This window comes from Microbacterium sp. EF45047, from assembly GCF_028472845.1.
Classification (GTDB): domain Bacteria; phylum Actinomycetota; class Actinomycetes; order Actinomycetales; family Microbacteriaceae; genus Microbacterium; species Microbacterium neungamense.
On the sequence record NZ_CP069429.1, the window covers coordinates 2,233,066 to 2,259,315 of the forward strand.

The 26,250-nt window shown below is 71.7% G+C and carries 23 protein-coding genes and 3 pseudogenes; 10 read left to right on the forward strand and 16 right to left on the reverse strand.

Going from position 1 to position 26,250, the window contains the following annotated elements; translation table 11 throughout:
- Positions 1-7: 7 nt before the first annotated feature.
- The 5 genes from JRG78_RS10970 to JRG78_RS10990 form a co-directional block, all read right to left on the reverse strand.
- On the reverse strand, positions 8-421 hold the full coding sequence (locus tag JRG78_RS10970; protein WP_259606694.1) for a dehydrogenase: 414 nt from the start codon (positions 419-421) through the stop codon (positions 8-10).
- A 244-nt stretch (positions 422-665) separates the two neighbouring features.
- Positions 666-1,316 carry a hypothetical protein gene (locus JRG78_RS10975; protein ID WP_259606695.1) on the reverse strand — a complete coding sequence of 217 codons (651 nt, stop codon included), beginning with the start codon at positions 1,314-1,316 and terminating at the stop codon, positions 666-668.
- A gap of 9 nt (positions 1,317-1,325) precedes the next feature.
- On the reverse strand, positions 1,326-1,826 hold the full coding sequence (locus JRG78_RS10980) for an amino-acid N-acetyltransferase (RefSeq protein WP_259606696.1): 501 nt from the start codon (positions 1,824-1,826) through the stop codon (positions 1,326-1,328).
- 82 nt (positions 1,827-1,908) lie between these two features.
- The gene (locus tag JRG78_RS10985; protein ID WP_259606697.1) at positions 1,909-4,428 is read right to left on the reverse strand and encodes an ATP-dependent Clp protease ATP-binding subunit; all 2,520 of its coding nucleotides are present in this window, start codon (positions 4,426-4,428) and stop codon (positions 1,909-1,911) included.
- 139 nt (positions 4,429-4,567) lie between these two features.
- Entirely contained in the window at positions 4,568-6,091 is a 1,524-nt protein-coding gene (locus JRG78_RS10990; protein ID WP_259606698.1) for an aminotransferase class I/II-fold pyridoxal phosphate-dependent enzyme, read from the reverse strand.
- A gap of 83 nt (positions 6,092-6,174) precedes the next feature.
- Between JRG78_RS10990 and JRG78_RS10995 the strand changes: the two genes are divergently transcribed.
- Entirely contained in the window at positions 6,175-7,104 is a 930-nt protein-coding gene (locus JRG78_RS10995; RefSeq protein WP_259606699.1) for a LysR family transcriptional regulator, read from the forward strand.
- A gap of 30 nt (positions 7,105-7,134) precedes the next feature.
- Positions 7,135-8,013, forward strand: coding sequence for a MurR/RpiR family transcriptional regulator (locus JRG78_RS11000; RefSeq protein WP_259606700.1), 879 nt, complete (start codon positions 7,135-7,137; stop codon positions 8,011-8,013).
- Positions 8,014-8,066: 53 nt separating this feature from the next.
- Here JRG78_RS11000 and JRG78_RS11005 read toward each other — a convergent pair whose 3' ends face one another.
- From JRG78_RS11005 to JRG78_RS11025, 5 genes are all read right to left on the reverse strand, one after another.
- Positions 8,067-9,320, reverse strand: coding sequence for a M20 metallopeptidase family protein (locus tag JRG78_RS11005; protein WP_259606701.1), 1,254 nt, complete (start codon positions 9,318-9,320; stop codon positions 8,067-8,069).
- A complete protein-coding gene (locus JRG78_RS11010; protein WP_259606702.1) occupies positions 9,317-10,510 on the reverse strand; it encodes an amidohydrolase family protein in 1,194 nt (397 codons plus the stop codon). Before JRG78_RS11010 ends, JRG78_RS11005 begins: the two co-directional genes overlap by 4 nt.
- Positions 10,500-11,873, reverse strand: a complete 1,374-nt coding sequence (locus JRG78_RS11015) for a glutamine synthetase family protein (RefSeq protein ID WP_259606703.1) — start codon at positions 11,871-11,873, stop codon at positions 10,500-10,502. Before JRG78_RS11015 ends, JRG78_RS11010 begins: the two co-directional genes overlap by 11 nt.
- The gene (locus tag JRG78_RS11020; protein WP_259606704.1) at positions 11,873-13,324 is read right to left on the reverse strand and encodes an APC family permease; all 1,452 of its coding nucleotides are present in this window, start codon (positions 13,322-13,324) and stop codon (positions 11,873-11,875) included. Before JRG78_RS11020 ends, JRG78_RS11015 begins: the two co-directional genes overlap by 1 nt.
- Before the next feature lie 223 nt (positions 13,325-13,547).
- The gene (locus JRG78_RS11025) at positions 13,548-14,615 is read right to left on the reverse strand and encodes a hypothetical protein (RefSeq protein WP_259606705.1); all 1,068 of its coding nucleotides are present in this window, start codon (positions 14,613-14,615) and stop codon (positions 13,548-13,550) included.
- An 8-nt stretch (positions 14,616-14,623) separates the two neighbouring features.
- Between JRG78_RS11025 and JRG78_RS11030 the strand changes: the two are divergent.
- Positions 14,624-14,884, forward strand: a pseudogene (locus tag JRG78_RS11030) (transposase); the annotation flags it as partial.
- Positions 14,885-14,924: 40 nt separating this feature from the next.
- Here JRG78_RS11030 and JRG78_RS11035 read toward each other — a convergent pair.
- Together JRG78_RS11035 and JRG78_RS11040 are read right to left on the reverse strand one after the other, a co-directional pair.
- Positions 14,925-15,152 (reverse strand): annotated as a pseudogene (locus JRG78_RS11035) (IS3 family transposase); the annotation flags it as partial.
- A gap of 52 nt (positions 15,153-15,204) precedes the next feature.
- Complete coding sequence (locus tag JRG78_RS11040) at positions 15,205-16,272, reverse strand: IS110 family transposase (RefSeq protein ID WP_259606526.1); 1,068 nt, start codon at positions 16,270-16,272, stop codon at positions 15,205-15,207.
- A gap of 634 nt (positions 16,273-16,906) precedes the next feature.
- Between JRG78_RS11040 and JRG78_RS11045 the strand changes: the two genes are divergently transcribed.
- Both JRG78_RS11045 and JRG78_RS11050 read left to right on the forward strand, forming a co-directional pair.
- On the forward strand, positions 16,907-17,152 hold the full coding sequence (locus JRG78_RS11045) for a helix-turn-helix domain-containing protein (RefSeq protein WP_259608204.1): 246 nt from the start codon (positions 16,907-16,909) through the stop codon (positions 17,150-17,152).
- Positions 17,153-17,262: 110 nt separating this feature from the next.
- Entirely contained in the window at positions 17,263-17,565 is a 303-nt protein-coding gene (locus JRG78_RS11050) for a hypothetical protein (protein ID WP_259606706.1), read from the forward strand.
- A 38-nt stretch (positions 17,566-17,603) separates the two neighbouring features.
- On the opposite strand, the gene pheA is transcribed toward JRG78_RS11050, so the two are convergent.
- Entirely contained in the window at positions 17,604-18,545 is a 942-nt protein-coding gene (gene pheA / locus JRG78_RS11055) for a prephenate dehydratase (RefSeq protein ID WP_259606707.1), read from the reverse strand.
- A 237-nt stretch (positions 18,546-18,782) separates the two neighbouring features.
- On the opposite strand from pheA, the gene pgm reads away from it, so the two are divergent.
- From pgm to JRG78_RS11070, 3 genes are all read left to right on the forward strand, one after another.
- A complete protein-coding gene (pgm, locus tag JRG78_RS11060) occupies positions 18,783-20,426 on the forward strand; it encodes a phosphoglucomutase (alpha-D-glucose-1,6-bisphosphate-dependent) (protein ID WP_259606708.1) in 1,644 nt (547 codons plus the stop codon).
- A 110-nt stretch (positions 20,427-20,536) separates the two neighbouring features.
- The gene (locus tag JRG78_RS11065) at positions 20,537-21,121 is read left to right on the forward strand and encodes a TetR/AcrR family transcriptional regulator (RefSeq protein WP_259606709.1); all 585 of its coding nucleotides are present in this window, start codon (positions 20,537-20,539) and stop codon (positions 21,119-21,121) included.
- Positions 21,122-21,203: 82 nt separating this feature from the next.
- Positions 21,204-21,617: an SRPBCC family protein gene (locus JRG78_RS11070; RefSeq protein ID WP_259606710.1), complete on the forward strand. Its 414-nt coding sequence runs from the start codon at positions 21,204-21,206 to the stop codon at positions 21,615-21,617.
- A 122-nt stretch (positions 21,618-21,739) separates the two neighbouring features.
- On the opposite strand, the gene JRG78_RS11075 is transcribed toward JRG78_RS11070, so the two are convergent.
- The 3 genes and pseudogenes from JRG78_RS11075 to JRG78_RS11080 form a co-directional block, all read right to left on the reverse strand.
- Positions 21,740-22,165: a substrate-binding domain-containing protein gene (locus JRG78_RS11075; RefSeq protein ID WP_259606711.1), complete on the reverse strand. Its 426-nt coding sequence runs from the start codon at positions 22,163-22,165 to the stop codon at positions 21,740-21,742.
- 88 nt (positions 22,166-22,253) lie between these two features.
- Positions 22,254-22,550, reverse strand: a pseudogene (locus JRG78_RS12620) (LacI family transcriptional regulator); the annotation flags it as partial.
- Between the two features lie 116 nt (positions 22,551-22,666).
- Positions 22,667-23,692: a LacI family DNA-binding transcriptional regulator gene (locus JRG78_RS11080; protein ID WP_272653374.1), complete on the reverse strand. Its 1,026-nt coding sequence runs from the start codon at positions 23,690-23,692 to the stop codon at positions 22,667-22,669.
- Positions 23,693-23,781: 89 nt separating this feature from the next.
- Here JRG78_RS11080 and galT point away from each other — a divergent pair, with 89 nt between their 5' ends.
- Positions 23,782-24,972 (forward strand): galactose-1-phosphate uridylyltransferase, encoded by a 1,191-nt coding sequence (gene galT / locus JRG78_RS11085; RefSeq protein ID WP_259608205.1) that lies wholly within the window; start codon positions 23,782-23,784, stop codon positions 24,970-24,972.
- Entirely contained in the window at positions 24,969-26,207 is a 1,239-nt protein-coding gene (gene galK, locus JRG78_RS11090; protein ID WP_272653375.1) for a galactokinase, read from the forward strand. Before galT ends, galK begins: the two co-directional genes overlap by 4 nt.
- Positions 26,208-26,250 lie beyond the last annotated feature (43 nt).

The window sequence follows — 26,250 nt, forward strand, 5'->3', positions numbered from 1 at the left end:
GTGGCGCTCAGGCGTCCAGCGCCTTCAGCAGCTCCTCCGGCGACGCCTGCATCGGATGCGGGCCGGCGATGTCCAGGAACACCGTCGTGATGGTGTCGCGGTGGGTGCTGAGGAACGAGCGCAGCCAGGCCGGCGAGTAGATCCCGACCCCGGGCGGCAGGTTCGCCGGCTTGTTCTTCGCGTCGCTGAAGAGCAGCAGCGCGACATCGCCGGTGTTCGGGTCGCGATAGGTCCACACCTCTCCGCCGTCGAGCGGGTTGTCGCGCGCTCCGGGCTTGATCAGGGGGACGACGGTGATGCCGTTGCGCAGGGCCAGCGCGACGGCGGCCATGTCCTGCTTCTCGAGGGCCTGCGCCAGGGCCTCGGAGCGGAAGTCCTCCGGGGCGGGTCGCTTCTTCCCGCCTGCCCTCTTCTTCGCCATGCCTCCAGCCTAAGCGCGCGGCGGCGGGGGAATCCCCCGGCGGCGGGGGAAGAGTTGGGGCCCTCTCGAGTCCTCCATCGGGGACTGGGGTACTCGAGAGGGCCCTCCGGTTCTCAGGCGGCGATTGTCGAAGCGCTGGGGACGCTGTACGACACCACTGGGGATGGCTTGGCCGCGCTATCGGAGAAACTCATTAATGGTATCCCAACATTCCGGTTGTGTCAGCCGCATCGGCGCAACCGGATCAGTACAGCAGGAACTGCCGAGACGTGATGCTCTCGAAGCCGCCGATCGACACGCTCACGTGATACGAGGCGCCGCCCCCTGGTGCGCGCGGACGGTTCGGCTCGTCGCAGGTGTCCACCGAGGAGCGGGTGCGGTCCCACACCACCGGCTCGCTGCTGGTGACCGACTGTCCGGCCGCCAGGGTGACGATCATGTCGCTCGGGTTCTGCTGGCAGTCCGTCGACCGCCACCACACGTCCGAGCCGCTGGAGATCTCGAAGGTCTGCGTGGCCGAGCCGACGTTGATCGCGCAATCGGTGTCGCTGATGTTGGTGAGGCGGATCGACAGCTGCGGCAGCGCGTCGGCGGGGTAGGTCTCGGCATCCGTCACCGCCTCGACGCTCACATGCTTGGCGGTGCACGCGACGAGCTCGGCGGAGGCCGACGGCTCGGGGGAGGCCGAGGGCGCGGGGGATGTCGGGGACGGCGACGGCGACGACGCGGTGGGCTCCGCCTCGGGCGCCGGCGACGAGGCCGAGGGCGCGGGCGCATTCCACGGCTGGGCGAGGGCGAGCCACACTCCCCCGCCGATCGCCAGGATCAGCACCAGCAGCAGCGAGAGGACCGCCAGTCGCCGGCGACGGTAGACGGCGGCGGAGTGACGGGGCATGCTTCCAGGTTAGAGGCGCTTGAGCATCCGGGTGTTGCCGAGCGTGTTCGGCTTGACGTGCGCGAGGTCGAGGAACTCCTCGACGCCGGGGTCGCCGCTGCGCAGCAGCTGCGAGTACACGTCGGCGTCGACGATCTGCTCGCCGATGGGCTCGAAACCGCGGCGGGTGAAGAAGTCCACCTCGAAGGTCAGGCAGAACAGGCGGGTGAGTCCGAGGGCGCGGGCGTTCTGCTCCAGCCGCTCCACGATCGCCTTGCCCACACCGTGGTGCAGCCATTCGTCGCGCACCAGGAGGGTGCGGACCTCGCCGAGGTCCTCCCAGATCACGTGCAGCGCCCCGCATCCGATCAGCTCGCCGTCGGCCTCGGCGACGACGAACTCCTGCACCGCGCCGTACAGCACGGCGAGATCCTTGCCCAGCAGGATGCGCTGCTCGACGAGCGGCTCCAGCATGCGGTGGATGGGCAGGATGTCGGTGCTGCGGGCCGGCCGGACGAGGAGGTCGCTCACACGATCAAGCCTAGGACGCGAAGAAGCGGATGCCGTGGCGCACGACATCCGCTTCTTCACGCGATCTGGACTCGACGCGACCTCAGCCGGCGGCGAGGTCGGGCGTGGCGGAGATGCCGCCGCCGGTGTTCACGCCGACCGAGACCTTCTGCCCGCGCGGGGTGTTCACGAAGACGAACTTGCCGTCCGCGACGTCGACCTTCACGTGGTCGCCGGCGTTGAGCTGGCCGTGCAGGATCCGCTCGGAGAGCTGGTCCTCCACCTCGCGCTGCATGGCGCGGCGCAGCGGCCGGGCGCCGAGGGCGGGGTCGAAGCCGATCTCGATGAGCTTGTCCTTCGCGGCATCCGTCAGCTCCACCGTCATGTCCCGGTCGAGCAGGCGCTCACCCAGCTGCTTGGTGAACAGGCCCACGATCTGGCGCAGCTCGTCCTTGTTCAGCTGCGGGAACACGATGATGTCGTCCACGCGGTTCAGGAACTCGGGCTTGAAGTGCCGCTTCAGCTCCTCGTCCACCTTGCCCTTCATCCGCTCGTAGGTCGTCTGCGTGTTGCCCTCGATCTGGAAGCCGACCGGGCCACCGGCGATCGCCGACGAGCCGAGGTTGGTCGTCATGATGATCACGGTGTTCTTGAAGTCGACCACGCGGCCCTGGCCATCGGTGAGACGGCCCTCCTCGAGGATCTGCAGCAGCGAGTTGAAGATGTCCGGGTGCGCCTTCTCGATCTCATCGAACAGCACGACGGAGAACGGCTTGCGACGCACCTTCTCGGTGAGCTGCCCGCCCTCCTCGAAGCCGACGAATCCGGGAGGGGCGCCGAACAGCCGCGAGACGGTGTGCTTCTCGCCGAACTCGCTCATGTCGAGGGAGATCAGCGCGGCCTCGTCGTCGAAGAGGAACTCGGCGAGCGCCTTGGCGAGCTCGGTCTTGCCGACGCCGGTGGGGCCGGCGAAGATGAACGAGCCCGACGGGCGCTTGGGGTCCTTCAGACCCGCGCGCTGACGGCGGATCGTGCGGGACAGCGCCGCGATGGCCTCGTCCTGGCCGATGACGCGCTGGTGCAGCGCCTTCTCCATGAAGACGAGACGGCTGGACTCCTCCTCGGTGAGCTTGAACACCGGGATGCCGGTGGCCTGCGCGAGCACCTCGGCGATCAGGCCCTCGTCGACGACCGCGGAGGTCGCCACGTCGCCGCTGCGCCACTGCTTCTCCAGGCGCAGACGCTCGCCGAGCAGCTCCTTCTCCTGGTCGCGGAGCGCCGCGGCCTTCTCGAAGTCCTGCTCCTCGCTGGCCGCCTCCTTCTCCTCGCGGACCTTCGCGATCTTCTCGTCGAACTCGCGCAGCTCCGGCGGGGAGGAGAGGATGCTCAGCCGCAGCCGGGCACCGGCCTCGTCGATCAGGTCGATGGCCTTGTCCGGGAGGAACCGGTCGCTGACGTAGCGGTCGGCGAGGTTCGCCGCCGCGACGATCGCGCCGTCGGTGATCTGCACCTTGTGGTGCGCCTCGTAGCGGTCGCGCAGCCCCTTCAGGATGTTGATCGCGTGCGGCAGGCTCGGCTCGTTCACCTGGATGGGCTGGAAGCGACGCTCCAGCGCGGCATCCTTCTCGAAGTACTTGCGGTACTCGTCGAGGGTGGTCGCGCCGATCGTCTGCAGCTCGCCGCGCGCCAGGAGCGGCTTGAGGATGCTGGCGGCGTCGATTGCGCCCTCGGCGGCACCGGCGCCGACGAGGGTGTGGATCTCGTCGATGAAGACGATGATGTCGCCGCGGGTGCGGATCTCCTTGGTGACCTTCTTCAGGCGCTCCTCGAAGTCGCCGCGGTAGCGGGAGCCGGCGATGAGCGAACCGAGGTCGAGCGAGTACAGCTGCTTGTCCTTCAGCGTCTCGGGCACGTCCCCCTTGACGATCGCCTGCGCGAGGCCCTCGACGACGGCGGTCTTGCCGACGCCGGGCTCGCCGATGAGGACCGGGTTGTTCTTGGAGCGGCGGGAGAGGATCTGCATGACCCGCTCGATCTCCTTCTCGCGCCCGATCACCGGGTCGAGCTTGTTCTCGCGCGCGGCCTGGGTGAGGTTGCGGCCGAACTGGTCGAGCACCTGCGAGCCGCCCTGGGCGGACTGCTGGTTCTCGTGCGTGGTCGCGCCGACGGCGGCGGGCTCGCGGCCCGGGGCCCCGGAGAGCAGCTGGATGACCTGCTGACGCACCTTGTTCAGGTCGGCGCCGAGCTTCACGAGCACCTGGGCGGCGACGCCCTCGCCCTCGCGGATCAGGCCGAGCAGGATGTGCTCGGTGCCGATGTAGTTGTGGCCCAGCTGCAGCGCCTCGCGCAGGCTCAGCTCGAGCACCTTCTTGGCGCGCGGCGTGAACGGGATGTGCCCGGTCGGCTGCTGCTGACCCTGGCCGATGATGTCCTGCACCTGCTCGCGCACGGCGTCGAGGGAGATGCCGAGGCTTTCGAGCGCCTTCGCGGCGACGCCCTCACCCTCGTGGATCAGGCCGAGCAGGATGTGCTCGGTCCCGATGTAGTTGTGGTTGAGCATCTTCGCCTCTTCCTGGGCGAGGACGACCACTCGACGGGCTCGGTCCGTGAATCTCTCGAACATTGCTGTGACTCCTTGGCATCGCGCCTGGTGCACGGCTCCCACCGTGACCTGTACATCGAGAGTAACGAGCGCGCGAGGGACGGATGCCCGTGTTCGCCCTGGGCATACCGAGGGCGGACCCGCTTGACGAGGGCCCCCGTCAGCGCACGACCGACAGGGTCGCCAGCGTCGGGTCGGCGGCGCCGCGCACGTAGCCGCCGGGAGTCGCCGCGACGCGCTGCAGGAAGCGCACCACGTCCTCGGTGATGACCTCGCCCGGCAGCACGTTCGGGATGCCCGGCGGGTAGGCGGCGAGCGCGGCGGCGGAGACCCGGCCCACGGCATCCGCGGCGTCCACCGTCTCGGCGGAGCGGAGGAAGGCGTCGCGCGGGAGCATCGCGAGCGGACCGGGCTCGGGCAGCACGGTCGCGGCCTCGATCGCGTCGACGTCGGCGGCGGCATCCGCGTCGACGGGGAGCGCGTGCAGGGCGTCCACCACGCGTGCCACGTCGGGGACGACGCCGGGCGCCACGACGGCGACCAGGCAGGTCTCGGTGGCGATCTCGAAGTACACGCCGTCCTGCTCCATGAGCAGCTCGCGCGCGGTCGGGCCGTGCACGCCGCCGCTGGCCACGTCGATGGAGACGCGCAGCGGGTCGGCGGCGACGATGTCGTCGAACCGGTCGAAGGTGTCGCTCACGATGCGGAAGCGCCGGCCGCGACGGATGCGGTCGCGCAGCTCGTCGGCGGCGGCGATGGCCGCGCCGATCCGGTCGCGGCCGGTCTGCAGGGCGTCGCGGGCGAGGTCGAGGGATGCCAGCAGCAGCGAGCTCTCGCTGGTGGACTGCTCGAGGCGGAACGCCCGCTCGACGAGCGGCTCCAGCTCGTCGGCGAAGGGGCCGTCGCCCAGGTGCAGCATGGCGGACTGGGTGAGGCTGCCGCCCAGCTTGTGGGTGCTGGAGACGACGAGGTCGGCGCCGAGGCGGAGCGGGTTCTCGGGCACGTCCTCGTGGAAGCCGAAGTGCGCGCCCCAGGCGGCGTCGACGATGAGCGGCGCGCCGGCCTCGTGCGCGACCTCGGCGAGCCCGGCGATGTCGGCGACGGCGCCGAAGTAGCTGGGCGAGATCACGTACACGCCCTTGGGCCGCTCGTGCTCCTCGAGCCGTCCGAGCGCCTCGCGCAGCGACGCCGGGGAGACGCCGTGGTTGATCCCGAACCAGCCGTCGATGGAGGGCTGCACGAAGCGCGGGGACAGCCCGCCGAGGATGATCCCGTCGGAGAAGGAGGAGTGGGCGCTGCGCTGGACGACGACCGGCGCGGTCTGCGCGCGGAAGCCGGCGAGGGCGAGCGCGGCGATGCGGTTGGCCTGCGAGGCGCCGTTGGTGAGGAACCAGGTGCGACGGGCGCCGAAGGCCTCGGCGGCCAGGCGCAGCGACTGCGCCAGCGGGTTGCCCTCGCCCTTGTCGAGCCCGGCCAGCAGCGGCGGCACGTCCTTGAGCAGCACGTCGCGCCCGAAGTACTCGGCGACCTGCGGCACGGCCTCCGGGTCGGCGGAGTGGCCGGGCACGTTCAGCCGCACCGTGTCGCGGGCGGCGTAGCGGGCCAGCGCATCGGCGTACGGGGTGGATGAGGTGCCCGATTCGGTCCGGTCGCCGGCGGGGGCGAGCAGGGAGGCGGAGGTCATGCTTCGAGCCTCGCCGACCTGAGATGAATACGGAATAGCGAGTACTCTTCAGTTATCCATACCTTGTATTGAACGGATGCCCGGTGCTCGATCTTCGTCAGCTGATCGCCCTTCGTGCCGTCGCCGAGCACGGCTCGGTGCTCGCCGCGGCGGATGCCCTCGACTGGAGCCAGCCCACCGTCGCCCACCACCTGCGCGGGCTGGAGCGCGTGACCGGAGCGCCGGTCGTCGCCAGCTCGCGCGCCGGCACCCGGCTCACCCCCGCCGGACGGCTGTGGCTGCCGCACGCCGTCGCGATCCTCGATCGCGCCGACCGGGCACGGGCCGAGGTGGCGACCGCGCTCGCCGACGGGCGGCGGCGCCTGCGGCTGGGCATCTTCCCCACCGCCGCGGCGCGGCTGCTGCCGGGTCTCGTGCACACGCTGACGGATGCCGGGTACCGGCCGGAGGTCGTTGAGGGCGAGATGCACGAGCTCACCGAGCTGCTGGAGCGGCTGGCGCTGGACGCGGCGGTGGTCTTCGCCCGCGCGGACGAGCCGCATGCGGTGCTTCCCGGGCTGCGGCGCCGCCCGCTGTTCACGGAGCGGTTCTCGCTGATCGTGCCCGCGGGGCATCCGCTGGCCGGCACGGGCGCACGGCGCCTGCGCGACTTCTGCGAGGATCGCTGGATCCTGGGCACGAGCGAGGCCGATCCGGGCGACCGGGCGCTGATCGCAGCGGCGCGGACCGAGGGATTCGCTCCGGAGGTCGGCCCGCGCAGCGACGACTACCGCGTGGTCGCGGCGTACGTCGCGGAGGGTCTGGGCATCGCGCTCGTCCCCGAGCTGGCGCTGCCGGGCCCGGCCGATCGGGGCGAGGACGTCGCGGTCGTCGAGCTGCGCCGGCCGTTGTCGCGGGAGATCGCCCTGCTCACGCTGCCGACGCTCGACGAGGCCCTGGTGGAGCTGATCGCCCGCACCGCCGTCGCCGGCGGGGACCCCGGCGGCACACGCGCCGGGCGCCGGCGCGTGTAACGTATGTTTCACTTCGAGGGGCGGGGCACGATGACGGAGCAGACGGACGACGCGGACGGGGCGACGGGACGGCCGCTCAGCGACCTGGTCCGCGCCTCGCTGGACACGCTCAGCGCCGGCGAGCGCAAGGTGGGGCGGGCCATCCTCGCGAACTATCCGCTGGCCGGGCTCGGCACGGTGGCGGAGCTCGCCGAACGCGCGAACGTGAGCGCGCCCACCGTCGTCCGGTTCGTGAGCCGTCTCGGCTTCAGCGGGTTCCCGGCGTTCCAGAAGCGGCTGGTGCGCGAGGTGCACGAGCGGCTCGGGTCCCCGCTCGAGCAGTACGGGCGCGACGATCTGCTCTCCGGCGACGGCGACCTCGCTCGCGCGGCGCGCGTGTTCGCGGCCAGCATCTCCGCCACGATCGGCGAGCTGCCCGCGAGCGAGTTCGAGCGGACGGTCGCTCTCCTCGCCGACAACCGTCACCGCATCCGGCTGATCGGAGGGCGGTTCAGCCACCTCCTGGCCGAGTACCTCGGGGCGCACCTGATGCTGCTGCGCCCGGACGTCCAGGTCATCGGCCGCGACGAGTTCGACCGTCTCGCGGCGATCCCCGACACCCGCCGGGGCGACGTCCTGGTGGCGTTCGACTACCGGCGCTACGACCCCGGGATCGTCCGGTTCGCTCAACGGGCGGCCCGGCGCGGGGCCGAACTGGTGCTGTTCACCGACCGCTGGCTCTCGCCCGCCGCGGATGCCGCGACGACGGTGCTCCCGGCCAACGTGGACTCGCCCTCGCCGTTCGACTCGCTGGTGCCGGCCATGGCCGTGCTCGAGACGGTGGTCGCTGGCGTCACCGACCGGCTCGGCGAGACGGGTCGCCGGCGCGTGGAGACGATGGAAGACCTGCGCGCCTCGGCGCGGGACTGAGCAGGATCTGCGCGTCTCGGCGCGGGACTGACGTCAGCTGCCCGAGCCGCCGGTCACACCTCCGAATCCCCCGCCGGGCGGGCCGCCGACTCGCTGCGGTGGTGCTCGATGCCGAGGACCCGTTCGGCCGCGGCGAGGTAGCCCGCCATGAGCGCCCGCGCCACGGTGGCGATCGCGTCGTCACCGGGAAGGAACCGGGGGTGGTGCAGACCCGGCTGCGGTCCCTTGCCCGCGGTGGCCACGCCGGCGAAGAGCATCAGCGACGGCACGGCGTCGCAGTAGTAGGAGAAGTCGTCCGCGCCCAGGGAGCGCATCGGCTCGGCGCCGTCGACTCCGAGCCGGGTCAGCCAGTCGTCGGCGCTCGCCGCCAGCGTGGCGTCGTTGATGAGCGCGGGCTCACCCTCGATGCGGCGCACCACGGCGCTGGTGCCGTACGCCTCGGCGGTCCGCTGCGCCATGTCCTGCACGGCGGCGAAGAGCACGGCGCGGTCGGCGGGGTCGGTGGTGCGCATGGTCGCGAAGATGCGCGCCTCCGCCGGGAGGACGTTGGCCGCCCCCTCCCCCGCGGTGAGCGTGCCGATGCTGATGATCGCCGGGCGCAGCGGGCTCACCGAGCGGCGCACCATCTCCGGGATGCCCAGGGCGATCTGCGCGATCGCCGAGACGGCGTCGTTCGCCTCGTGCGGGTAGGCGGCGTGGCCGCCGCGCCCGTGCACGCGGATCTCGATCTCGTCCGCGGCAGCGTTGATGAAGCCGCCGCCGGATGCCACGGCGCCCACGGGAACGCCCGGATGCACGTGCGCACCGATCACGTGCGCCACCGAGAACCGGTCGAGGACCCCGGCGTCGACGACGTCCAGCGCGCCAGAGGGGTAGCTCTCCTCGCGGGGCTGCAGCAGGGCGACGAGCCCGACCGGCAGGTCGAGGCCGTCGGCGGCGCGCAGCAGCGCGACCAGCGCCGCCTGGTGCACGTCGTGCCCGCAGGCGTGCATGGCGCCGTTGGTGGCGGCGAAGGGGGCGCCGGTGCGCTCGGTCACCGGCAGGGCGTCGAGTTCCGCGCGCAGCGCGATCGAGGCCCCCTCTGCGGGGCCGATCCGGGCCACGGCCCCGGCATCCGCCACGGCGTCGAACACCGCGACATCGCGCAGCTCGTGCAACAGGCGCTCGGTGGCGGGATGCTCGTGGCCCGACACACAGGGATCGGCGTGCAGCTCCTGCCGCAGGCGTGTGGCGGGGGCCAGTTCGCGCTCGAGCGCGGCGTCCCATCGCGCCGCCAGGTCGGTGAGGCGGGTGATCGTCGGGCTCACGCGGACGCTCCGGCGCCGTCGAGGCGGTACGCCCGCCGGGCGTTGCGCCAGGCGATCAGCTCGGTGATGCGGGAGCGTTCGGCCGGGGGCCAACCGTCCCGTTCGGCGAAGGTCTCCAGCGCCCCCTCGAGGCCGCGGCGGAACAGCAGGGCGCCGAGGTGGTACAGCTCGGCCACGCCGAAGGCATCCGTCGAGAAGAGGATCTTGTGGAACGGCGCGAGCTCCAGCGTCTCGGCGATGACCTCCTCCGAGCGCGAGCCGGTGTAGTTGATGGCCAGCCCGACGTCGAAGTACACGTGCGGGAACACCTGCGCCAGGTAGCCGGCCTCGCGGTGGAACGGGTAGCAGTGCAGCAGCATCACGCGCGCGCCGGTCTCGCGGGTGAGCCGCAGGAACTGGGTGAGCAGCAGCGGGCTGCAGCGGTGCAGATCCACATCCGCATCCCCGTACCCGATGTGGAACTGGATGGCGCTCGCGCGGTCGACCGCGGTCCACAGCAGGTGGCGGATGATCACGGGGTCGTCGAGCCGGACCGGGGCGCCCGCCGCGATCCGCTCGAGCCAGGTGGCGACGGCGGTGTCGACCTCGTCGGCGTCCGGGCGCTCCGGGGCGAAATCGAGGCCGATCCGGTACGCCGCGATCGACTTCACGCCGATCGCGTGCTGCAGGCGCTCGTCCAGCATCCGCTCGTAGGCGGTGCGGAAAGCCGCGGCGTCGCATCCGTCCAGCACGAGCTCCTCGGCGATCCGCTCCAGGCGGACCACTTCGAAGGCGCGCGCGGCGCCGGCATCCGCCATCCCCTCCGGGTCGAGGATCTCGTCGCCGCGGTGCCCGGTCTCGATGACGTAGTCGCTGATCCCGGTGGCGCGCAGCAGCCGGCGGCTCGCCTCGGCCCCGCCGAGCTCGCGGCGCCGCTGCAGGTACTCCTCCGGTGTGGCGAACGGCGGCAGCCCCAGCACCGGCGCGCAGTGGCGACGGATGGCGAAACCGACCTGGCTGTCGAAGTGCGTGGTCCCGTCGGGGGCGTCCCAGTCCGACTCGGTGATCATCGCCTCGAAGGCCGCACGGTCGAGATCGGCGGTGGTGACACCGTGGCAGTGATGGTCGAGCAGGGGGACGTCGGATGCCGTGACGAGGCGTTCAGTGGCGAGGCTCTCCGTGGCGCCGGGCTCTGCGGGCTCAGTAGACACGGGCGTACACCTCGCACTGCTCGGCGAGCGAGCGCGCCTGCACCGAGGCGAACTCGTCGCGCTTGATGGCCTCGTAGGTCGCCAGGAACGCCGGCGAGAACCAGCCCGACACCACCTCGTCCTCCTTCAGCACCGTGAGCGCCTCCTCGAGGCTGCGGGGGAGCTTCGGCAGGTGGGCGTGACGTCCGTCGAGGTCGAGCTCGCCGTCGACGATCTCCGGCGTCTCCAGCCCCTCACGCAGCCCCTGCATGCCGGCCCGCAGGATGAGTCCGAGCAGGATCCACGGGTTCGCGCCGATGTCGCCGCCGCGGAATTCGAAGTGCAGCTGACGGCGCGGGTCGCGGCCGTCGATCTCGTTGGTGGGGCAGATCCGCAGCAGCGCCTCGCGGTTCTGCAGGCCGAGGAACGCGCGCGCCGTGGACCAGTTGTGCGGGGCCAGGCGCAGGTAGCTCGTCGCGAGCGGTGCGAACAGCGCCGCCATGGCCGGACCGTGCTTCACGATGCCGGCGGCGAAGCTGCCGGCGAGCGGGGAGAGCCGGCCGGGGCGGTCGGCGTCGAAGACGAGCGTCTCGCCGTCGGCGTCGTCCAGGCCGAAGTGGACGTGCACGCCGTTGCCGGTCTCGCCGGGCGAGACGACGGGGGCGAAGGAGGCCTCCCGGCCGTGCGCATCGAAGATGTCGTAGACGATGTCGCGGACGAGGATCGCACGGTCGGCGGCGGTGACCGGGTCGGACGGTGCGACCGTGATCTCGTACTGGTGCCGTCCGTACTCGGGCAGCCACGTCTCCGGCTCGAGTCCGGCGCGGTTGAGCACGGTCATCAGCCGCGAGCCGATCGGTTCGGCGCGGCGGAAGGCCTGCAGCGAGAACGGGTGGTGGTCGCCCTTCGCGCTGACGTCGACGAACTCGTGCTCGAAGGAGCAGCGGGTGGTGATCCCGAACTCGGTGCGCAGCTGGTCGACGGCGTCGCGCAGGAAGGTTCGCGGGCAGCTCTCCCACGGTGTGCCGTCCGTGTTGACGAGGTCGGCGAAGACGATGTTCAGCGGCGGGCGGCCGGGGATCCCGTCGACGCGGGCGAGCGAGGAGAGGTCGGGCCGCAGGCGGAGGTCGCCGGTGGAGCCGTAGGGGATGTCGTCGACGATGTGGCCGAGCGAGCCGATGCCGAGGTTCGCCGGCACCCACCCGAGGGACGTGCGCTCGTCGAAATCCGCCAGCCGCATGGAGCGGCCCTTCGTACGGGCGGCGATGTCGGTGGTGGCGATGAAGATCAGTTCGTCGACGTCGGGGGTGGGCGGCGTCTGCATGGCATCCGTTCCGGTCGGCGCCTGGGCGGGGCGGCTGAGGGGCTGGTCGATGAGGCTCATCAGTCGAGGTCCTCCGTGCTGAGGCGGGATCCGATGCGGTCCGCGAGGGCGGGTTTGGCGAGCACGATCACGAGGCCGATGAGGCACCACGCGCCGGCGATCCACGGGAAGTAGGTGTACGGCGGCTGCTGTCCGGCGATCTGGATCACGTACACGTAGACGAGGAAGGCCAGGCCCAGCACCGGGATGATCGCCTCCCACTTCGGGATGGTGGATCCGCGGGAGAAGGTGTGCCGGATGACGCCGACCGAGGTCATGCCGTAGGCGACGACCATGCAGAGCGTGGCGATCGTCGCGAACCAGTAGTACACATCGACCGAGGTGGCGCCGAGCAGGCCGAAGCCGACGGCGAGGACGACGGTGAGGATCACGACGAACACGGTGCTGTTCACCGGGACGCCGGTCTTCGCGCTGGTGGCGGCGAAGGCGCGCGGGCCGAAGCCGTCGCGGGCGAGGGCGAAGAGCAGGCGGGATGCCGCGGCGGTGGAGCTGAGCAGCGAGGCGAAGGCGACGAGGAACGCGAAGACGGCGATGAGCACGGCGAACCACTGGCCGATGTAGGTGGAGGCGAGGGTGGTCAGGGTGGAGGATGCGCCGGCGAAGGCCGCGATGCCCTCCGCGTCGGTGCCGAAGCCGATAGTCTGCGCGAACATCACGAGGATGTAGATGAGGCCGGCGAGGACGACCGCGAGCAGCAGCGCGATCGGCACGACGCGCTTCGGGTTGCGGGTCTCCTCGCCGAGCGACGTGCCGGACTCGAAGCCCGCCCAGGACAGGAAGCCGAAGACGGCGGCGGTCATCACCGCGCTGATCGGCGCGTCGCCGGGCAGCAGCACGGAGAGGTCGACGCCGGTGGACACCGGGGCGTCGCCGGTCGCGACGCGGACGATGATCACGACGGAGAGGATGACCATGGCGGCGATCCCGAGGAAGCCGATGCCCAGCAGCGTGCGCGCGGTGACCGTGGATTCGCGCACGTTGAGGAGGAGAGTGAAGACGGCGACGACGACCGGCACGAGCACCCAGCTCCAGGCAGGAAGGGTGACCCCCAGCTCGACCATCATGGCCTCGAAGAACACGGCGCAGGCGCCGGCGATGCAGGCCGCGAAGAACAGGTAGGTGCCGAGGAGGGCGAATCCGCCGAAGAAGCCGGCGCGCGGGCCGAGCGTGGATCCGGCGAGCGCGTATACGGAGCCGGCGTGGGTGATGTAGCGGGTGAGCCGGATGAACGCGTAGGCCACGAGCATCGTGCCGAGGAACGAGACGATGAACGTGAAGGGCACGGATGCCCCGACGAGGCCGGCCACGCCGATGCCGTTCAGCGACATCGCCATCACCGGCCCCATGAAGCCGACGGAGATCGCGACGACCTCCCAGAGCCGGAGTGTCTTGCGCGGTGCCGCGCCGGTGTCGTGCGCGAGGTCGCGCGGGGTGTGCGTCGTTGACGTCATCGTCGGGGGACCTTTCGTGTGGCGTCGGCATCGACACCGGGGCAAGTGTGTATCAGATCGTGCGGAGGGGGCTGATCTGCGAATGGGTGTAACAGATGTTACATGAGGGGCGTGGGGCTGCCAAGGGTGGGGTCTGAGTTCTTCCGAGACGCGCGAAGCGGCCCCCGCGCATCGTCCGCGCACGGGGGCCGCTTGGGCTGCTCCGTGTTGATTCAGAGCCTGGTCACTGCGCCGTGGGCTGCTCCTCGCCGCTCTCGGCGTCGGTCGTCGGCTTCCGTCGACCGGAGAACAACGATGCCGCCTTGCCTCGGGCGCCGTCGGCGAACCCCGCGATCGCGCTTCCCGCGTTCTTCACGGCGGTCACGGCTCGCGCCTCGTCAGGGATGCCGTCGCCTGCGAGGTCCACGTGCCGGAAGGCCTCCGCGGTCTTGCTTGCCGTGCCCACGACCGCGCTGCCGGCGCGCTTCGCGGCGGTCAGCGCTCGTGCCTCATCCGGGATGCCATCGCCGTCGAGGTCGATCGGCCGGAAGACGTCCGCGATTTCGCTGACCTTGCCCCAGACGTTCTCACCGAAGTCCTTCGCGCTGCTGGCGGCGGCCTCGAGCGCCTGAGCGGCGCGGGAGGGCTCGGCCGGCCCGGCCTGCGGCTTCTCGTAATCGAGGAGCCATTCGGGGAACTCCGTGGGCGTCTCCGGGAACGCGACGTGCGCCGCCTTGACGACATCGCGCCCGAAGGTGAAGCTGCCGACTCCGCCGATCACGGCGCCGACGCCGAACGGGATCGCCTTGCCGATGGTTCCCGCGCCGAGCTTGCCGCCCACCTTGAGCGCCTCACGGCCGAGCACGATGGTGAGCGGCGCGAGGGCGGATTCCGGAAGCTGCTGGGTCAGCACTTCTCCCCGACCGCCCGGGACGACCTTGCCCACGGCTCCGGCCGCCTTGGTTCGCGCCTGCGCCGCGCCGCCGGCACCGAACGCCGAGAGCACGAGGTTGCTGACCTGGCTCTGCGACTTCTGCCCGAGCAGCATCCCGAATACGAGAGGCTTGGCACGCTCCGGGTCCTCCACGGAGATGCCGTGCAGCTCGGCCACCGCGAGCACGTAGAGTGCGCTGGTCTCGTAGAAGAAGAGCAGGTCGGCCACGCCGAGACCCAGTGCGATCGGGACGCCGAAGCCGGGAATCGCCGCCGAGGCGCCGACGCCGCTGCTGGCGATGGTGACGGTGGCGACGTACCGGCTGTCGAGCTCCTTGAGGATGTCGCCAGGCGACGCATCCGGCTTGTCGCGTCGCACGGAACGCAGAATTCATCCCGTTCCTGGACTACGACGTCGAGATCCGCCGCATCATCTGCAGCACCAACGCGATCGAGTCCCTCAACGCCCGCTACCGCCGCGCCGTGCGCGCCCGAGGGCACTTCCCGAACGACGCCGCCGCGTTGAAGTGTCTCTACCTCGTGACTCGGTCGCTTGACCCCACTGGCAGGGGTCGGGCACGCTGGGCGACGAGGTGGAAGCCCGCACTCAACGCCTTCGCGATCACCTTCGAAGGCCGAATCAACTGAAATGCGCCAGGCCAGATCCACCGTTAATCTGACACACCCCCTCGGCGCTGCTCACGCCGGGGGCGACACCGTCATCGACGTCGGCCTGCCTCACCCACGTCCGCACGGACTCGACCCCGTAGCCGAGTTGCGTCGCGACGCGCTGCACGGTCCCTTGCGTGACGCCGAGCTCAGCGCGCAGCGCTCTCACCATCCGCACTGCGGCCGCCTTCTCCTCGCTCGAGTAGCGACGCGTTGTCGGCTTCCCATTCGCCAGTTCTTTGGGCATAACTCCATCCTCGTTTCCAAGGTCAGGAGTCTCCATCAGACCCAGGATGCTTCTATGTGTTGTCAAGTCCGCTCTGCTCGCTGAGGCGGCGGTAGAGCTGGCGGGCTATGTATCGCTTGAGTGAGCGGCGGATTTCCTTGGTGGTGCGTCCTTCGGCTCGTCGGCGTTCGACGTAGGCGCGGGTCGGCGGGTGGTGCGACATTCGGGTCAGCGCGATCGACGATAAGGCTCTGTTCAGACGCCTGTCGCCTCCTCGGTTGAGGCGATGACGGGTGGTGTTTCCGCTCGAGGCGGGCACGGGACTGACGCCGGCGAGCACGGCGAACGCTGCTTCGGAGCGGACCCGGCCGGGGTGTGACCAGGCGGCGATGATCACGGCCGCGTTGATCGCGCCGATCCCGGGCTCGTCGAGCAGGATTGCGGCGTCGCTGGCGGCGACCAGCGCGGTGATCGCGTCACGGTTAGCAGCGAGGTCCTCATCGCAGACGGCAACCCGTCGGGCCAGCCGGATCGCTTCCCGGCGGGCTGTCGCGGTCGCGAGGTCCTCCTGTCGCGTGCGCCAGGACTCGATCGCCGCGAGCTGCTTCTTGGTGAGCGAGGCGCGGGCGTCGATGCCGAGGTCGACCGTTCGAAGCAGCGCGGTCAAGGCGTTGATCGACCTGGTGCGTTCGAGGTTGATGAGGTCGCGGGCGCCGATCAGCACCCGCAGCGCCGCGCGGACTCCCGCGTCCTGACGCGGATCACGGAGGTTGTCGGCATCGACGCCGAGCACGGAGCGGGCGATCAGTTCCGCGTCGATCTCGTCGCTCTTGCCTCGTCCGCGACGTTCACGTGCCGCTGTCGGGAACGACTCCACGACCCGGTAGCCGGCGTCCTGGCATGCTCTCGCGAGCCGGGCGCCATACGAGCCGACGCCCTCGATCGTTACGAGCACATCGGCCAGCCCGCTGGTGCGCCGAGCGATCCACGCGACCGCGCGTGATAATCCCGCCGGCGTCGTCGGGAAGGTCCGAGTGTCCACTCTGGCGCCAGTGCGCGCGTCGAGCACGGCGAGAGTGTGTGTTCTGGAATGGGTGTCCGCGCCGATGACATACGCGAACGTGTTTGCGACGATGGTCATGGTGACCGTGATCCTCTCCACTGGGTTGACGTCACTGCTGGCGTCGACCCGGGAATGGTCACTTCGAGGCAGGCCTGTAATGGGCCACGACCGCCGTGAACGGTCGGGCAAGCTTCTGATCAAGCCATCGGAGTGGGCAGGGTCGGCGCCGGCACCCACCCGGCCGGACAGATCCTGGGAAAGGCACCCCGCCGAAGCGGGAGGCCAGGCGATTCAAGAGTCACGACCAGACGGAGCACCAGCACCCACCCTGCCAGCCGACCCCAGGCCAGCCACTTCAGAGACTTACAAGCGGTTCAACCGTCAGATAGTGGCGAGCCAGCTGCTCGAGGTAGTTCCCGGCCATGCGCTTGCTGTCCGCCAGCCCACGGAACTCCGCGAGGAGGGGCATCGAGATCGTGACTCTCCGGCCCCTCGTCCGACTCGGCCGCGACGGCGAGATACTCGGACTCCGTTTCAGCACCGGGGTACTGAACCCCTGCAGTCAAAGTCGCCGAATCGTCCCCCACGACGCCCCCATTCTCAGAACGAGCATCAGTGTACTTGTACCCGGCGATATCCACCCTGGTGCGAACGGCCGGGTACCCGGAACGCTTGAAGGGTGCCCCGCGTCCCCTCACCCGCTGCCGCTCATGTGGGGGCCAAGATCCGCGGGGCTCGGGAGTCCGCGACGATGACGCAGGACCAGCTCGCGGTGGCCGCCGAGATCGACTCCTCGAACATCCGCGCCTACGAATCCGGGCGCGCGCTGCCGAGCATCCACACTCTGCTGCGCATCGCGGATGCCCTCGGCACGCCGCTCACGTACTTCCTCGAAGATCTGCGGCTCGGGATGTTCCCCGCGAACGAGACCGACCGGCGCCGCCGGCGCGCGCTCTGACCCCCGCGCTCACCCGCCACCCGTCATCGTTCGTCACACCGCGGCCGGGAATTCCCGCGCGCTCCTAACGTTGAGTCCCATGGCGCGCACCGTGCGCGCTCGTCGACACCGTGTGGGCGCGCTGGTTCGGCGAGGAGCGTGCTCGGCGGCATCCGTTCCTGGATCCCGCCGCCGCACGCGAGCTCATGCGCCGCGGCATGCGCGTGCTCGGCGTCGATACGCTCAGCCCCGATCCGACGGATGCCGACGCCGCCGGGTTCCCGGTGCACGAGGTCGTGCTCGGCGGCGACGAGCTGATCGTGGAGAACCTGCGGGGCCTGGACGGTCTGCCCTCGCGCGTGCGGGTCGGGTTCTTCCCGCTGGCCCTCGCCGCGGACGGCGCGGCGGTGCGGGCGGTGGCGTTCCTGAGCTGACCGGCCGGCGGTCGGCGATGCCGTGCCGCGCTGCCGGATTACGCCTCCGGTTCGCCGGCGATCAGCGCGCGCAGCCAGTCGCGGGCCTCGACGAAGACCTCGTCGGCGTAGCGCTCGGGGTACTGCACGATGCGCCGGTCCGCGCGCGGGTACGAGCCGAGGAACACGACGCGCGGGCTGAACCGGCGGATGCCGAGCAGGGCGTCCGCCATCCGCTCGTCGAGGATGTGCCCGTCTGCGTCGAGCACGAAGCGGTAGCGGCCGAGCTCGTCGCCGATCGGGCGGGACTCGATCAGCGAGAGGTTGATGCCGCGCGTGGAGAACTGCTCGAGCAGTTCGAGCAGAGCGCCGGGGTGGTCCTCGGGCAGCTCGACGATGAGGGACGTCTTGTCCGCGCCGGTGGGGGCCGGCGGCACGGTGGTGCGCGTGACCAGGACGAACCGGGTCACCGCGTTCTCGTTGTCGCCGATGTCCTCCGCGAGCACGGCGAGGTCGTGGTGCTGGACGATGCCGGGGGCGGCGATCGCGGCCTGCGCCGGAAGCGTGCCGTCGAGGATGCCGAGGGCGGAGGCGACGTTGCTCGCCGCGGGGACGTGCGAGTGCGTGGGCAGGTGGCGCCCGAGCCAGCCGTGGCACTGCGCGTAGGCCACCGGATGCGCGGCGATGACGTTCACGTCGTCCAGGGTCGTGCCCGGCGAGGCGACCAGCACGAAGTTGACTCTGACCAGGTACTCTCCGAGGATCCGCAGCCCCGGCTTGGTCGCGAGCGCGTCCAGGGTGGTGGAGACGCCCCCCTCGATGGAGTTCTCGATCGCGATCATCGCGGCGTCGCTGCGCCCCTCGAGCACCTCGGCGAGCGCCTCGCCGACGTTGTGCACCGGGTTCCAGATGTGGCCGCGCGCCTCGGGGACCTGCTCGAGCGCCGCCTCCGTGAAGGTTCCGGCGGGACCCAGATAGCTGTAGGTGCGGCGTTCGGTCACGGCGCCAGCCTAGACGACGCCCCGCACCCGCGCCTTCGCGCGGCCATGTGCAGTTCCCGCGGCCGGATTCCGGCATCCGGTCCGCGCGAAGCGCACAAGGCCGCGGCAACAGCACTGCGGACACGGATTCGGCGGCGGATGGCGCCGGACCCGGGGGCGGATGCCTCTGGGGGCGGGCATCCGAAACATCGGAACCCCGAGGGTGCGCATCCGCCGCAGGCGGGGCAGACTATCGGCATGACGAGCCGAGCCGGCCTCCCCGCGGAGGAAAAAGACCTCATCGACGTCGACGAGCTGATCGCCGCCTACTACGACCGCCATCCGGATCCGGCGGATCCCGGGCAGCGCGTCGTGTTCGGCACCAGCGGGCACCGCGGCTCATCCCTGTCGACGAGCTTCAACGAGGACCACATCCTCGCCACCACGCAGGCGATCGTCGACTACCGGCGCGAGCAGGGCATCGAGGGGCCGCTGTTCCTCGGCCGCGACACGCACGCGCTGTCCCTGCCCGCCGAGCGCAGCGCCATCGAGGTGCTCATCGCGAACGGCGTCGACGTCCGTGTCGACGCGCGCGACTCGTGGGTGCCGACTCCGGCTCTCAGCCACGCCATCCTCACCTACAACCGCGGCCGCGAGGCATCCGACCCCGGCCGCGCCGACGGCATCGTGGTGACCCCGAGCCACAACCCGCCCCGCGACGGCGGCTTCAAGTACAACCCGCCGCACGGCGGCCCCGCCGACACCGACGCCACCGGCTGGATCGCGGCGCGCGCGAACGAACTGATCGCCGCCGGTCTCGAGGGCGTGCAGCGCACCCGCTACGCCGACATCGACGCGGAGACCATCGGCGAGTACGACTTCCGCGACGCGTACGTGCGCGACCTGCCCTCGATCATCGACGTCGAGGCGATCAAGCGCGCGGGCGTCCGCATCGGCGCCGACCCGATGGGCGGCGCGTCGGTGGAGTACTGGGCGCTGATCGCCGAGATGCACGGGCTCGACCTCACGGTGGTGAACCCGGAGGTCGACCCGACCTGGCGGTTCATGACGCTGGACTGGGACGAGAAGATCCGGATGGATCCGTCCTCGCCGAGCGCGATGGCGTCGCTGGTCGCCAAGAAGGGCGACTACGACGTGCTCACCGGCAACGACGCGGACGCCGACCGGCACGGGATCGTGACCCCGGATGCCGGGCTGATGAACCCGAACCACTACCTCGCCGTCGCGATCGACTACCTGTTCTCGCACCGGCCGGAGTGGCCGCGGGATGCCGCGATCGGCAAGACTCTGGTGTCGTCCATGATCATCGACCGGGTCGCCGAGTCGCTGGGACGGCGGCTGCTGGAGGTGCCGGTCGGGTTCAAGTGGTTCGTGCCGGGGCTGCTGGACGGCTCCGTGGCCTTCGGCGGCGAGGAGTCGGCCGGCGCCTCGTTCCTGCGGCGGGACGGCAGCGTGTGGTCGACCGACAAGGACGGCATCCTGCTGTGCCTGCTGGCCGCGGAGATCATCGCGGTCACCGGCAAGACGCCGTCCGAGCGGTACCGCGAGCTGGAGCAGGCGTTCGGCGCATCCGCGTACCAGCGTGTGGACGCGCCGGCGACGCCGGAGCAGAAGGCGACGCTCGGCAAGCTGTCGCCGGATGCCGTGACCGCGACCTCCCTCGCCGGTGAGGAGATCACGGCCAAGCTGTCGCACGCCCCGGGCAACGGCGCGGCGATCGGCGGCCTGAAGGTGCAGACCGAGCACGCCTGGTTCGCCGCCCGCCCGTCCGGCACGGAGGACGTCTACAAGCTGTACGCCGAGAGCCTGCGCGGCCCGGAGCACCTCGCCCAGGTGCAGGAGGAGGCTCGCGCCGTCGTCGCCGCAGCCCTGGGCGGCTGAGACCCCGTTCCTCTCCGGGGAGGGAGGGGCGACGGCGGGGCGACGGCGGCGGGGACGGCGGGGCGACGGCGGGGGGACAGCGGGGCGCCACCGGACGGTACCGTATGGGCATGGGGCGTAGCGAGGGATCCCGGCTCGGGCGCGACGACTGGGCGCGTGCGGCGTTCGAGATGTTCAGCGCGTCGGGCCTGAGCGCGGTCGCGGTCGAGCGCGTCGCCGAGGCTCTCGGGGCGACCAAGGGCAGCTTCTATTGGCACTTCCGCAACCGCGGCGAGCTGGTGAACGCCGTCCTGGAGCTCTGGCTGGCCGAGACCGAGGAGATCATCGACGACATCGTCGGGATCTCCGATCCTCGTGAGCGGCTGCGCCTGCTCTTCGAGCGCGTGTTCGCCCTGGTGCCGCGTGATCGGGCGGAGCTGGATCTCCTGCGCCGGACGGATGATCCGGCCGTGGCCGCCGCGATCGAACGGGTCAGCGCCCGGCGCGTCGCCTTCATGACCGAGAGCCTGACCGCGGCCGGCCTCGCCCCCGGCGTCGCGCACGACCGCGCGGTTCAGGCGTACGCGATGTGGCTCGGCCTGCTGCAGCTGCAGGCGTCGCTGCCGGCGCTGATGCCCGCGACCGCGGCGGAGCGGGACCGGTTCGTCCAGTCGGCGCTGGGCGTTCTCGACGGGCTCCTCCCCGCGCGCGAGTGAAAGCCGCGGAGGCGGAGAGACCATTGCCGGTGTCCATACGCCGGTGTATGGTCAAACCATACGCAACCGTATGGAGGAACAGATGGTGCGGAACATCCACGAGCGCGTGGTCGCCGGCACCCCGGACGAGGTCTGGGACGTGCTCATCGACTTCGGGGCCCTCTATCCCGCCAGCAGCGGGACGTTCGCGCTGCCGGACGGTGTCTTCCCCGGCGCCCCGGTGCGGCACGACCGCGTCGCGTATCGCGTCGGGGAGGTGGAGCCGGGCCGCCGGCTCTGGTTCGACGTCGGACGCGCGATGCCCCGCGGGCACGGCGTCGAGCTCTTCGCGGTGGAAAGAGGGACCCTCGTCCGGCATTCCATCGACAGCCCGCTGCGCGGACTGTTCGCGCTGCTCTGGCCGATCACGCTGCGCCGGCAGCACGACCGCGCGATCGAGGGACTCCTGGACAACCTCGAGCGCGCCATGGCCCGCAAGGCCGCGCGGACGCCGTAAGCCCGAAGGGCGCCGTAAGCCCACGGATGCCGCGAGCCCGCGGATGCCGTGAGCCCGCGCGTGCCTTCAGCCCGCCGATGCCGTAAGCCCACGGAGGCCGTGAGGCCGCGCATCGGGGCCGATCAGCGCTCCGAGGCCCCGGGTGAGCTGGCGCGGACGAGGACCTCCAGCGTCGCGTCGGGCTGCGACCAGTCGGGGTCGACGGCGGCACGGAACGCCTGGTAGCCGAGATCGCTCAGGGGCACGCGCACGGTGGTGAGCTGCGGGGTCACGTCCCGACTGACCGGCACGTCGCCGAAGCCGCAGATCGCGATGTCGTCGCCGACGCGGCGGCCGGCCTCACGGATCGCGGTCATCGCACCGATCGCCACGACGTCGCTGAGCGCGAACACCAGCGTGCCCGGCTCGATCCCGTCGGCCAGTGCGGCGGACATCGTCACGGCGCCCGATTCGCGCTCGAAGGTGCCGCGGTAGGTGCGCTCGACCGTGCCGCCTCCGGATGCGAAACCGGCGCGGAACCCGGCGAGGCGGTCGTCCGAGGTGCGCACGCCCTCGGCGGCGCCCAGGGCGACCGCCTCGCCGGTATCCGAGCCGGGCCATCTCGCGGCCCAGCCGCTCCGCCCCGCCGCGGTTGTCGATGATGCACCGATCGCCGCCGGGCCCGAAGGTGACCGAACGGCCGCCCAGGGCGCGGAGCGCCTCGAGCTCGGTCACGGTTCCGCTCTCGTTCTCGTCGGTGCGCGAGGCCGCGAGGATCACCCCGCGGGGGCGCTGACCGCGCAGCGCCCGGAGGATGCGGGCCTCCCGCTCGGGGTCGCGCTCAGTGATAGCGATCGTGACGATCAGGCCCTGCTCGTCGGCGCCACGTGCGACCCCGGAGGCGATGAGACCGAAATACGGGTCGGCGATGTCGGCGACGAGCAGCGCGATCACCGCGGAGGTGCCGCGCGCGGTGGCCAGGGAGACGCCGGCCGCACGCGCGACCTCATGCAGCGTGGGGGGCCCTTCCGGATCCGGCCCCCCGCCTCTCGGGGACTCATAGCGCGAGCCTAGCGGGGCGGGTGCGGGGAGACGGCGGCGCCGAAGGACGCGGCGGCCGCCGATTCTCGGAGCACCAGCTCGGTGGGGATGACGGATGCCGCGGGCGCGGGCGCCGCCTCGATGTCGGCGACCAGCGCGGCGACGGCGGTGCGGGCGAGCGCGGTGAAGTCCTGGCGCACCGTGGTGAGCGGCGGCCGGTAGTTGGCGGCGTCCGGCACGTCGTCGAAGCCGACCACGCTGACGTCCTCGGGCACGCGGCGGCCGCTCTCGGTGAGGCCGCGGATCAGGCCGAGCGCCATCTGGTCGTTGGCGCAGAAGACCGCGCCGGCGGTGGCGAGGGCGGATGCGGCGGCGTACCCGCTGTCGGCCGACCAGTCACCGCGCACGACGGGCGGCGCCGCGATGCCGGCGCGCTCGAGGGTCTCGCGCCAGCCGCGCTCGCGCTCGGCGGCGGCGTAGGACCCTTCGGGGCCGGCGAGGTGGTCGACCGACGGATGCCCGAGGGCGAGCAGCCGTCCGGTCGCGGCGGCGGCGCCGCCGGCGTGGTCGCTCTGCACCGACCGGAAGGGCGAGCCGTGCGGCGCGTCGATGACGACGAGGCGGAGGTCGCCGGGGACGCGGTCGCGGTCGAGGAGAGCGGATGCCTCGTTCAGGACGATCAGGCCGTCGACGCCCTGGTCTCGGAGCGTGTCGAAGGCCCCGTCGATCGCGGCCGCCGTCGGGCCCGCGGTGACCACGGTGAGGGCGTAGCCGCGCTCGGCGGCGGTCTCGGCGACCCCCTGCAGCGTCCGCGAGTTGCCGACCGTCGCGAGCGTCGTGACCACCAGCCCGATGGTGTGCGAGCGGCCGGTGCGCAGCGCGCGGGCGGCGCGGTGCGGGCGGTAGCCCAGCTCGGCCATGGCCTCCTCGACCCGGGCCCGGGTGGCGGGATCCACCCGCGGGCTGCCGTTCACGACCCGCGACACCGTCTGCCCGGACACCCCGGCGCGCGCCGCCACCTGCGCCATCGACACCCGGCGCCCCTCACTCACCATCACGCTCCTCCCCTCCGCCGCACGATCCGTCGCCGTCTCCCGCTGTGTTGACGTTAGCACGGCGGAGGGGCTACCGTGTTGACGTGAACATGGACCAGTCCGCCGAGCAGCGCGCCGAGCAGCGCGCCGAGACCCTGACCGCCGGCGTGGTGAAGCGGGCGACGCGGCTCGCCGACGGCCGCGAGCTCTTCTACTACGACGATCCCGACACCGCTCTCGGGCCGGAACGGCGGATCGACCGGCGCACCCTCGACGCCCGCCCGCAGACGGCGACGATGCGGCAGGACGTGCTCACCGGCGACTGGATCACCTACGCCACCCAGCGCCAGAACCGGGTCATGCTGCCCGGCGCGGACGCCGACCCGCTCGCCCCGCAGACCGACGTCAACCCGTCCGAGATCCCGTCGCACTACGACGTCGCGGTGTTCGAGAACCGCTCCCCCGCGTTCGGCCCCGCCCTCGCCGAGGCGACCGGCGGCGCGCCGGCGGCATCCGATCCGCCGCGCGGGCTCGACGACCTCGCGCACCTCGGCCTCGGGCGCACCCGCACCAGCGTCGGGCGGTGCGAGGTGGTCTGCTTCAGCCCCGAGCACGAGGGCTCGTTCGGCACCCAGACCGTCACCCGCGCGCGCACCGTCATCGAGGCCTGGGCCGACCGCACCGCCGCGCTCTCCGCGCTCCCCGGCATCGCGCAGGTCTTCCCGTTCGAGAACCGCGGCGAGGCCATCGGCGTCACCCTGCCGCATCCGCACGGCCAGATCTACGCCTACCCCTACATCACCCCCCGCACCACCCGGCTGCTGGACAGCATCGACCGCTCCGCACCCGACCTGTTCGCGCGCGTCCTCGCCTTCGAGCAGGCATCCGACCGGGTGGTGCTGCAGGGCGAGCACTGGACCGCTTACGTGCCGTTCGCCGCGCGCTGGCCCCTCGAGGTGCACCTGCTGCCGCACCGGCACGCGCCCGACTTCGCCGCCCTCAGCGGGGAGGAGCGCGACGAGCTCGCCCCGCTCTACCTGCGCCTGCTGCGCGGCGTGGACGCCCTGTACCCCACGCCGACCCCGTATATCGCGGCGTGGCACCAGGCGCCCGTGCACACCGGCCGCGACACGGTGCGGATGCGGCTGGAGCTGACCAGCCCGCGCCGGGCGGCGGACAAGATGAAGTTCCTCGCCGGCTCGGAGGCGGCGATGGGCGCGTGGACCGCGGAGATCCTGCCCGAGGACACCGCCGAGCGGCTGCGCGCCGCGATCGCATCCGTCACGGAGGAGACCCGATGAACGCCGAGAACCTGTTCCGCCGGATCACCGGCCGCGCCCCGGCCGGCGTCTGGTCGGCACCGGGGCGGGTGAACCTCATCGGCGAGCACACCGACTACAACGAGGGTTTCGTGCTGCCCTTCGCCATCCCGCACCGGACGTCGGCGGCCGTGCGGATGCGGGAGGACGGCCGGATCCGGGTCGCCTCGACCTTCGCCGCGGAGCCCGTGGAGGTCGGGCTCGACGAACTGGACGCGCTGTTCCCGGTGACCCTTCGCCGAGCTCAGGGCCCGGGAGAGGCTCAAGGCCCGGGAGAGGCTCAAGGCCCGGGAGAGGCTCAGGGTCCGGCGGTTCCGGCGTGGGCGGCGTACCCGCTCGGGGTCGCGTGGGCGCTGCGGCATGCAGTGGACGCCCGCGCAGGGTCCGCACTGCCGGGCGTCGACATCGCGATCTCCTCGGACGTGCCGGTGGGCGCCGGGCTCTCCTCGTCGGCCGCGATCGAGGGCGCCGTCGCCGTCGCGCTGAACGAGCTGTGGGCGCTCAGGCTGGATCCCGTCGCGCTCGCCCGCGCCGGGCGACGCGCCGAGAACGAGGCCGTGGGCGCCCCCACCGGCATCATGGACCAGATGGCCTCGATGCTCGGCCGCGCCGACGCCGCCACCTTCCTCGACTGCCGCACCCTGGAGACCAGGTCCATCCCGACCGGCTTCGACGCCGAGGGGCTCGAGGTGCTCGTGATCGACACCCGCGTCACGCACTCGCATTCCAGCGGCGGGTACCGCGAGCGCCGCGAAGCCTGCGAGCGGGGCGCCGCACTGCTCGGCATCCGCTCGCTGCGCGACGCGACCGTCGACGACCTGCCGCGCGCCGCGGAGCTCATGGACGACGTGACGTTCCGCCGGGTGCGCCACGTCGTCACCGAGAACCAGCGGGTGCTCGACACCGTCGCAGCCCTCCGCACACACGGCCCCCGTGCGATCGGCGACCTGCTCACCGCGTCCCACGCATCCATGCGCGACGACTTCGAGATCTCCGTGCCCGAGCTCGACACGGCCGTCGAGTCGGCGCTCGCGGCCGGTGCGCTCGGGGCCCGGATGACCGGCGGGGGCTTCGGCGGCGCGGCGATCGCGCTCGTCGAGCGCGACGCCGTGGAGCGGGTGACGGATGCCGTGGCGGCCGCCTTCGCGGCATCCGGCTTCACCGCACCGCACCAGTTCACCGTCGCCCCGTCCGAGGGGCCGCGCCGGGACATCTGAGACCGCCTGACAGAATGGACGGTGCGCACGAGCGCGACGGAAG

Bases quoted from the DNA above. Each gene is read 5' to 3' on its own strand.
- JRG78_RS10970 (WP_259606694.1), bottom strand. From the start codon at position 421: ATGGCGAAGAAGAGGGCAGGCGGGAAGAAGCGACCCGCCCCGGAGGAC.
- JRG78_RS10975 (WP_259606695.1), bottom strand. From the start codon at position 1,316: ATGCCCCGTCACTCCGCCGCCGTCTACCGTCGCCGGCGACTGGCGGTC.
- JRG78_RS10985 (WP_259606697.1), bottom strand. From the start codon at position 4,428: ATGTTCGAGAGATTCACGGACCGAGCCCGTCGAGTGGTCGTCCTCGCC.
- JRG78_RS10990 (WP_259606698.1), bottom strand. From the start codon at position 6,091: ATGACCTCCGCCTCCCTGCTCGCCCCCGCCGGCGACCGGACCGAATCG.
- JRG78_RS11000 (WP_259606700.1), top strand. From the start codon at position 7,135: ATGACGGAGCAGACGGACGACGCGGACGGGGCGACGGGACGGCCGCTC.
- JRG78_RS11015 (WP_259606703.1), bottom strand. From the start codon at position 11,873: ATGAGCCTCATCGACCAGCCCCTCAGCCGCCCCGCCCAGGCGCCGACC.
- JRG78_RS11020 (WP_259606704.1), bottom strand. From the start codon at position 13,324: ATGACGTCAACGACGCACACCCCGCGCGACCTCGCGCACGACACCGGC.
- JRG78_RS11040 (WP_259606526.1), bottom strand. From the start codon at position 16,272: ATGACCATCGTCGCAAACACGTTCGCGTATGTCATCGGCGCGGACACC.
- pgm (WP_259606708.1), top strand. From the start codon at position 18,783: ATGACGAGCCGAGCCGGCCTCCCCGCGGAGGAAAAAGACCTCATCGAC.
- JRG78_RS11065 (WP_259606709.1), top strand. From the start codon at position 20,537: ATGGGGCGTAGCGAGGGATCCCGGCTCGGGCGCGACGACTGGGCGCGT.
- JRG78_RS11070 (WP_259606710.1), top strand. From the start codon at position 21,204: ATGGTGCGGAACATCCACGAGCGCGTGGTCGCCGGCACCCCGGACGAG.
- JRG78_RS11080 (WP_272653374.1), bottom strand. From the start codon at position 23,692: ATGGTGAGTGAGGGGCGCCGGGTGTCGATGGCGCAGGTGGCGGCGCGC.
- galT (WP_259608205.1), top strand. From the start codon at position 23,782: ATGGACCAGTCCGCCGAGCAGCGCGCCGAGCAGCGCGCCGAGACCCTG.
- galK (WP_272653375.1), top strand. From the start codon at position 24,969: ATGAACGCCGAGAACCTGTTCCGCCGGATCACCGGCCGCGCCCCGGCC.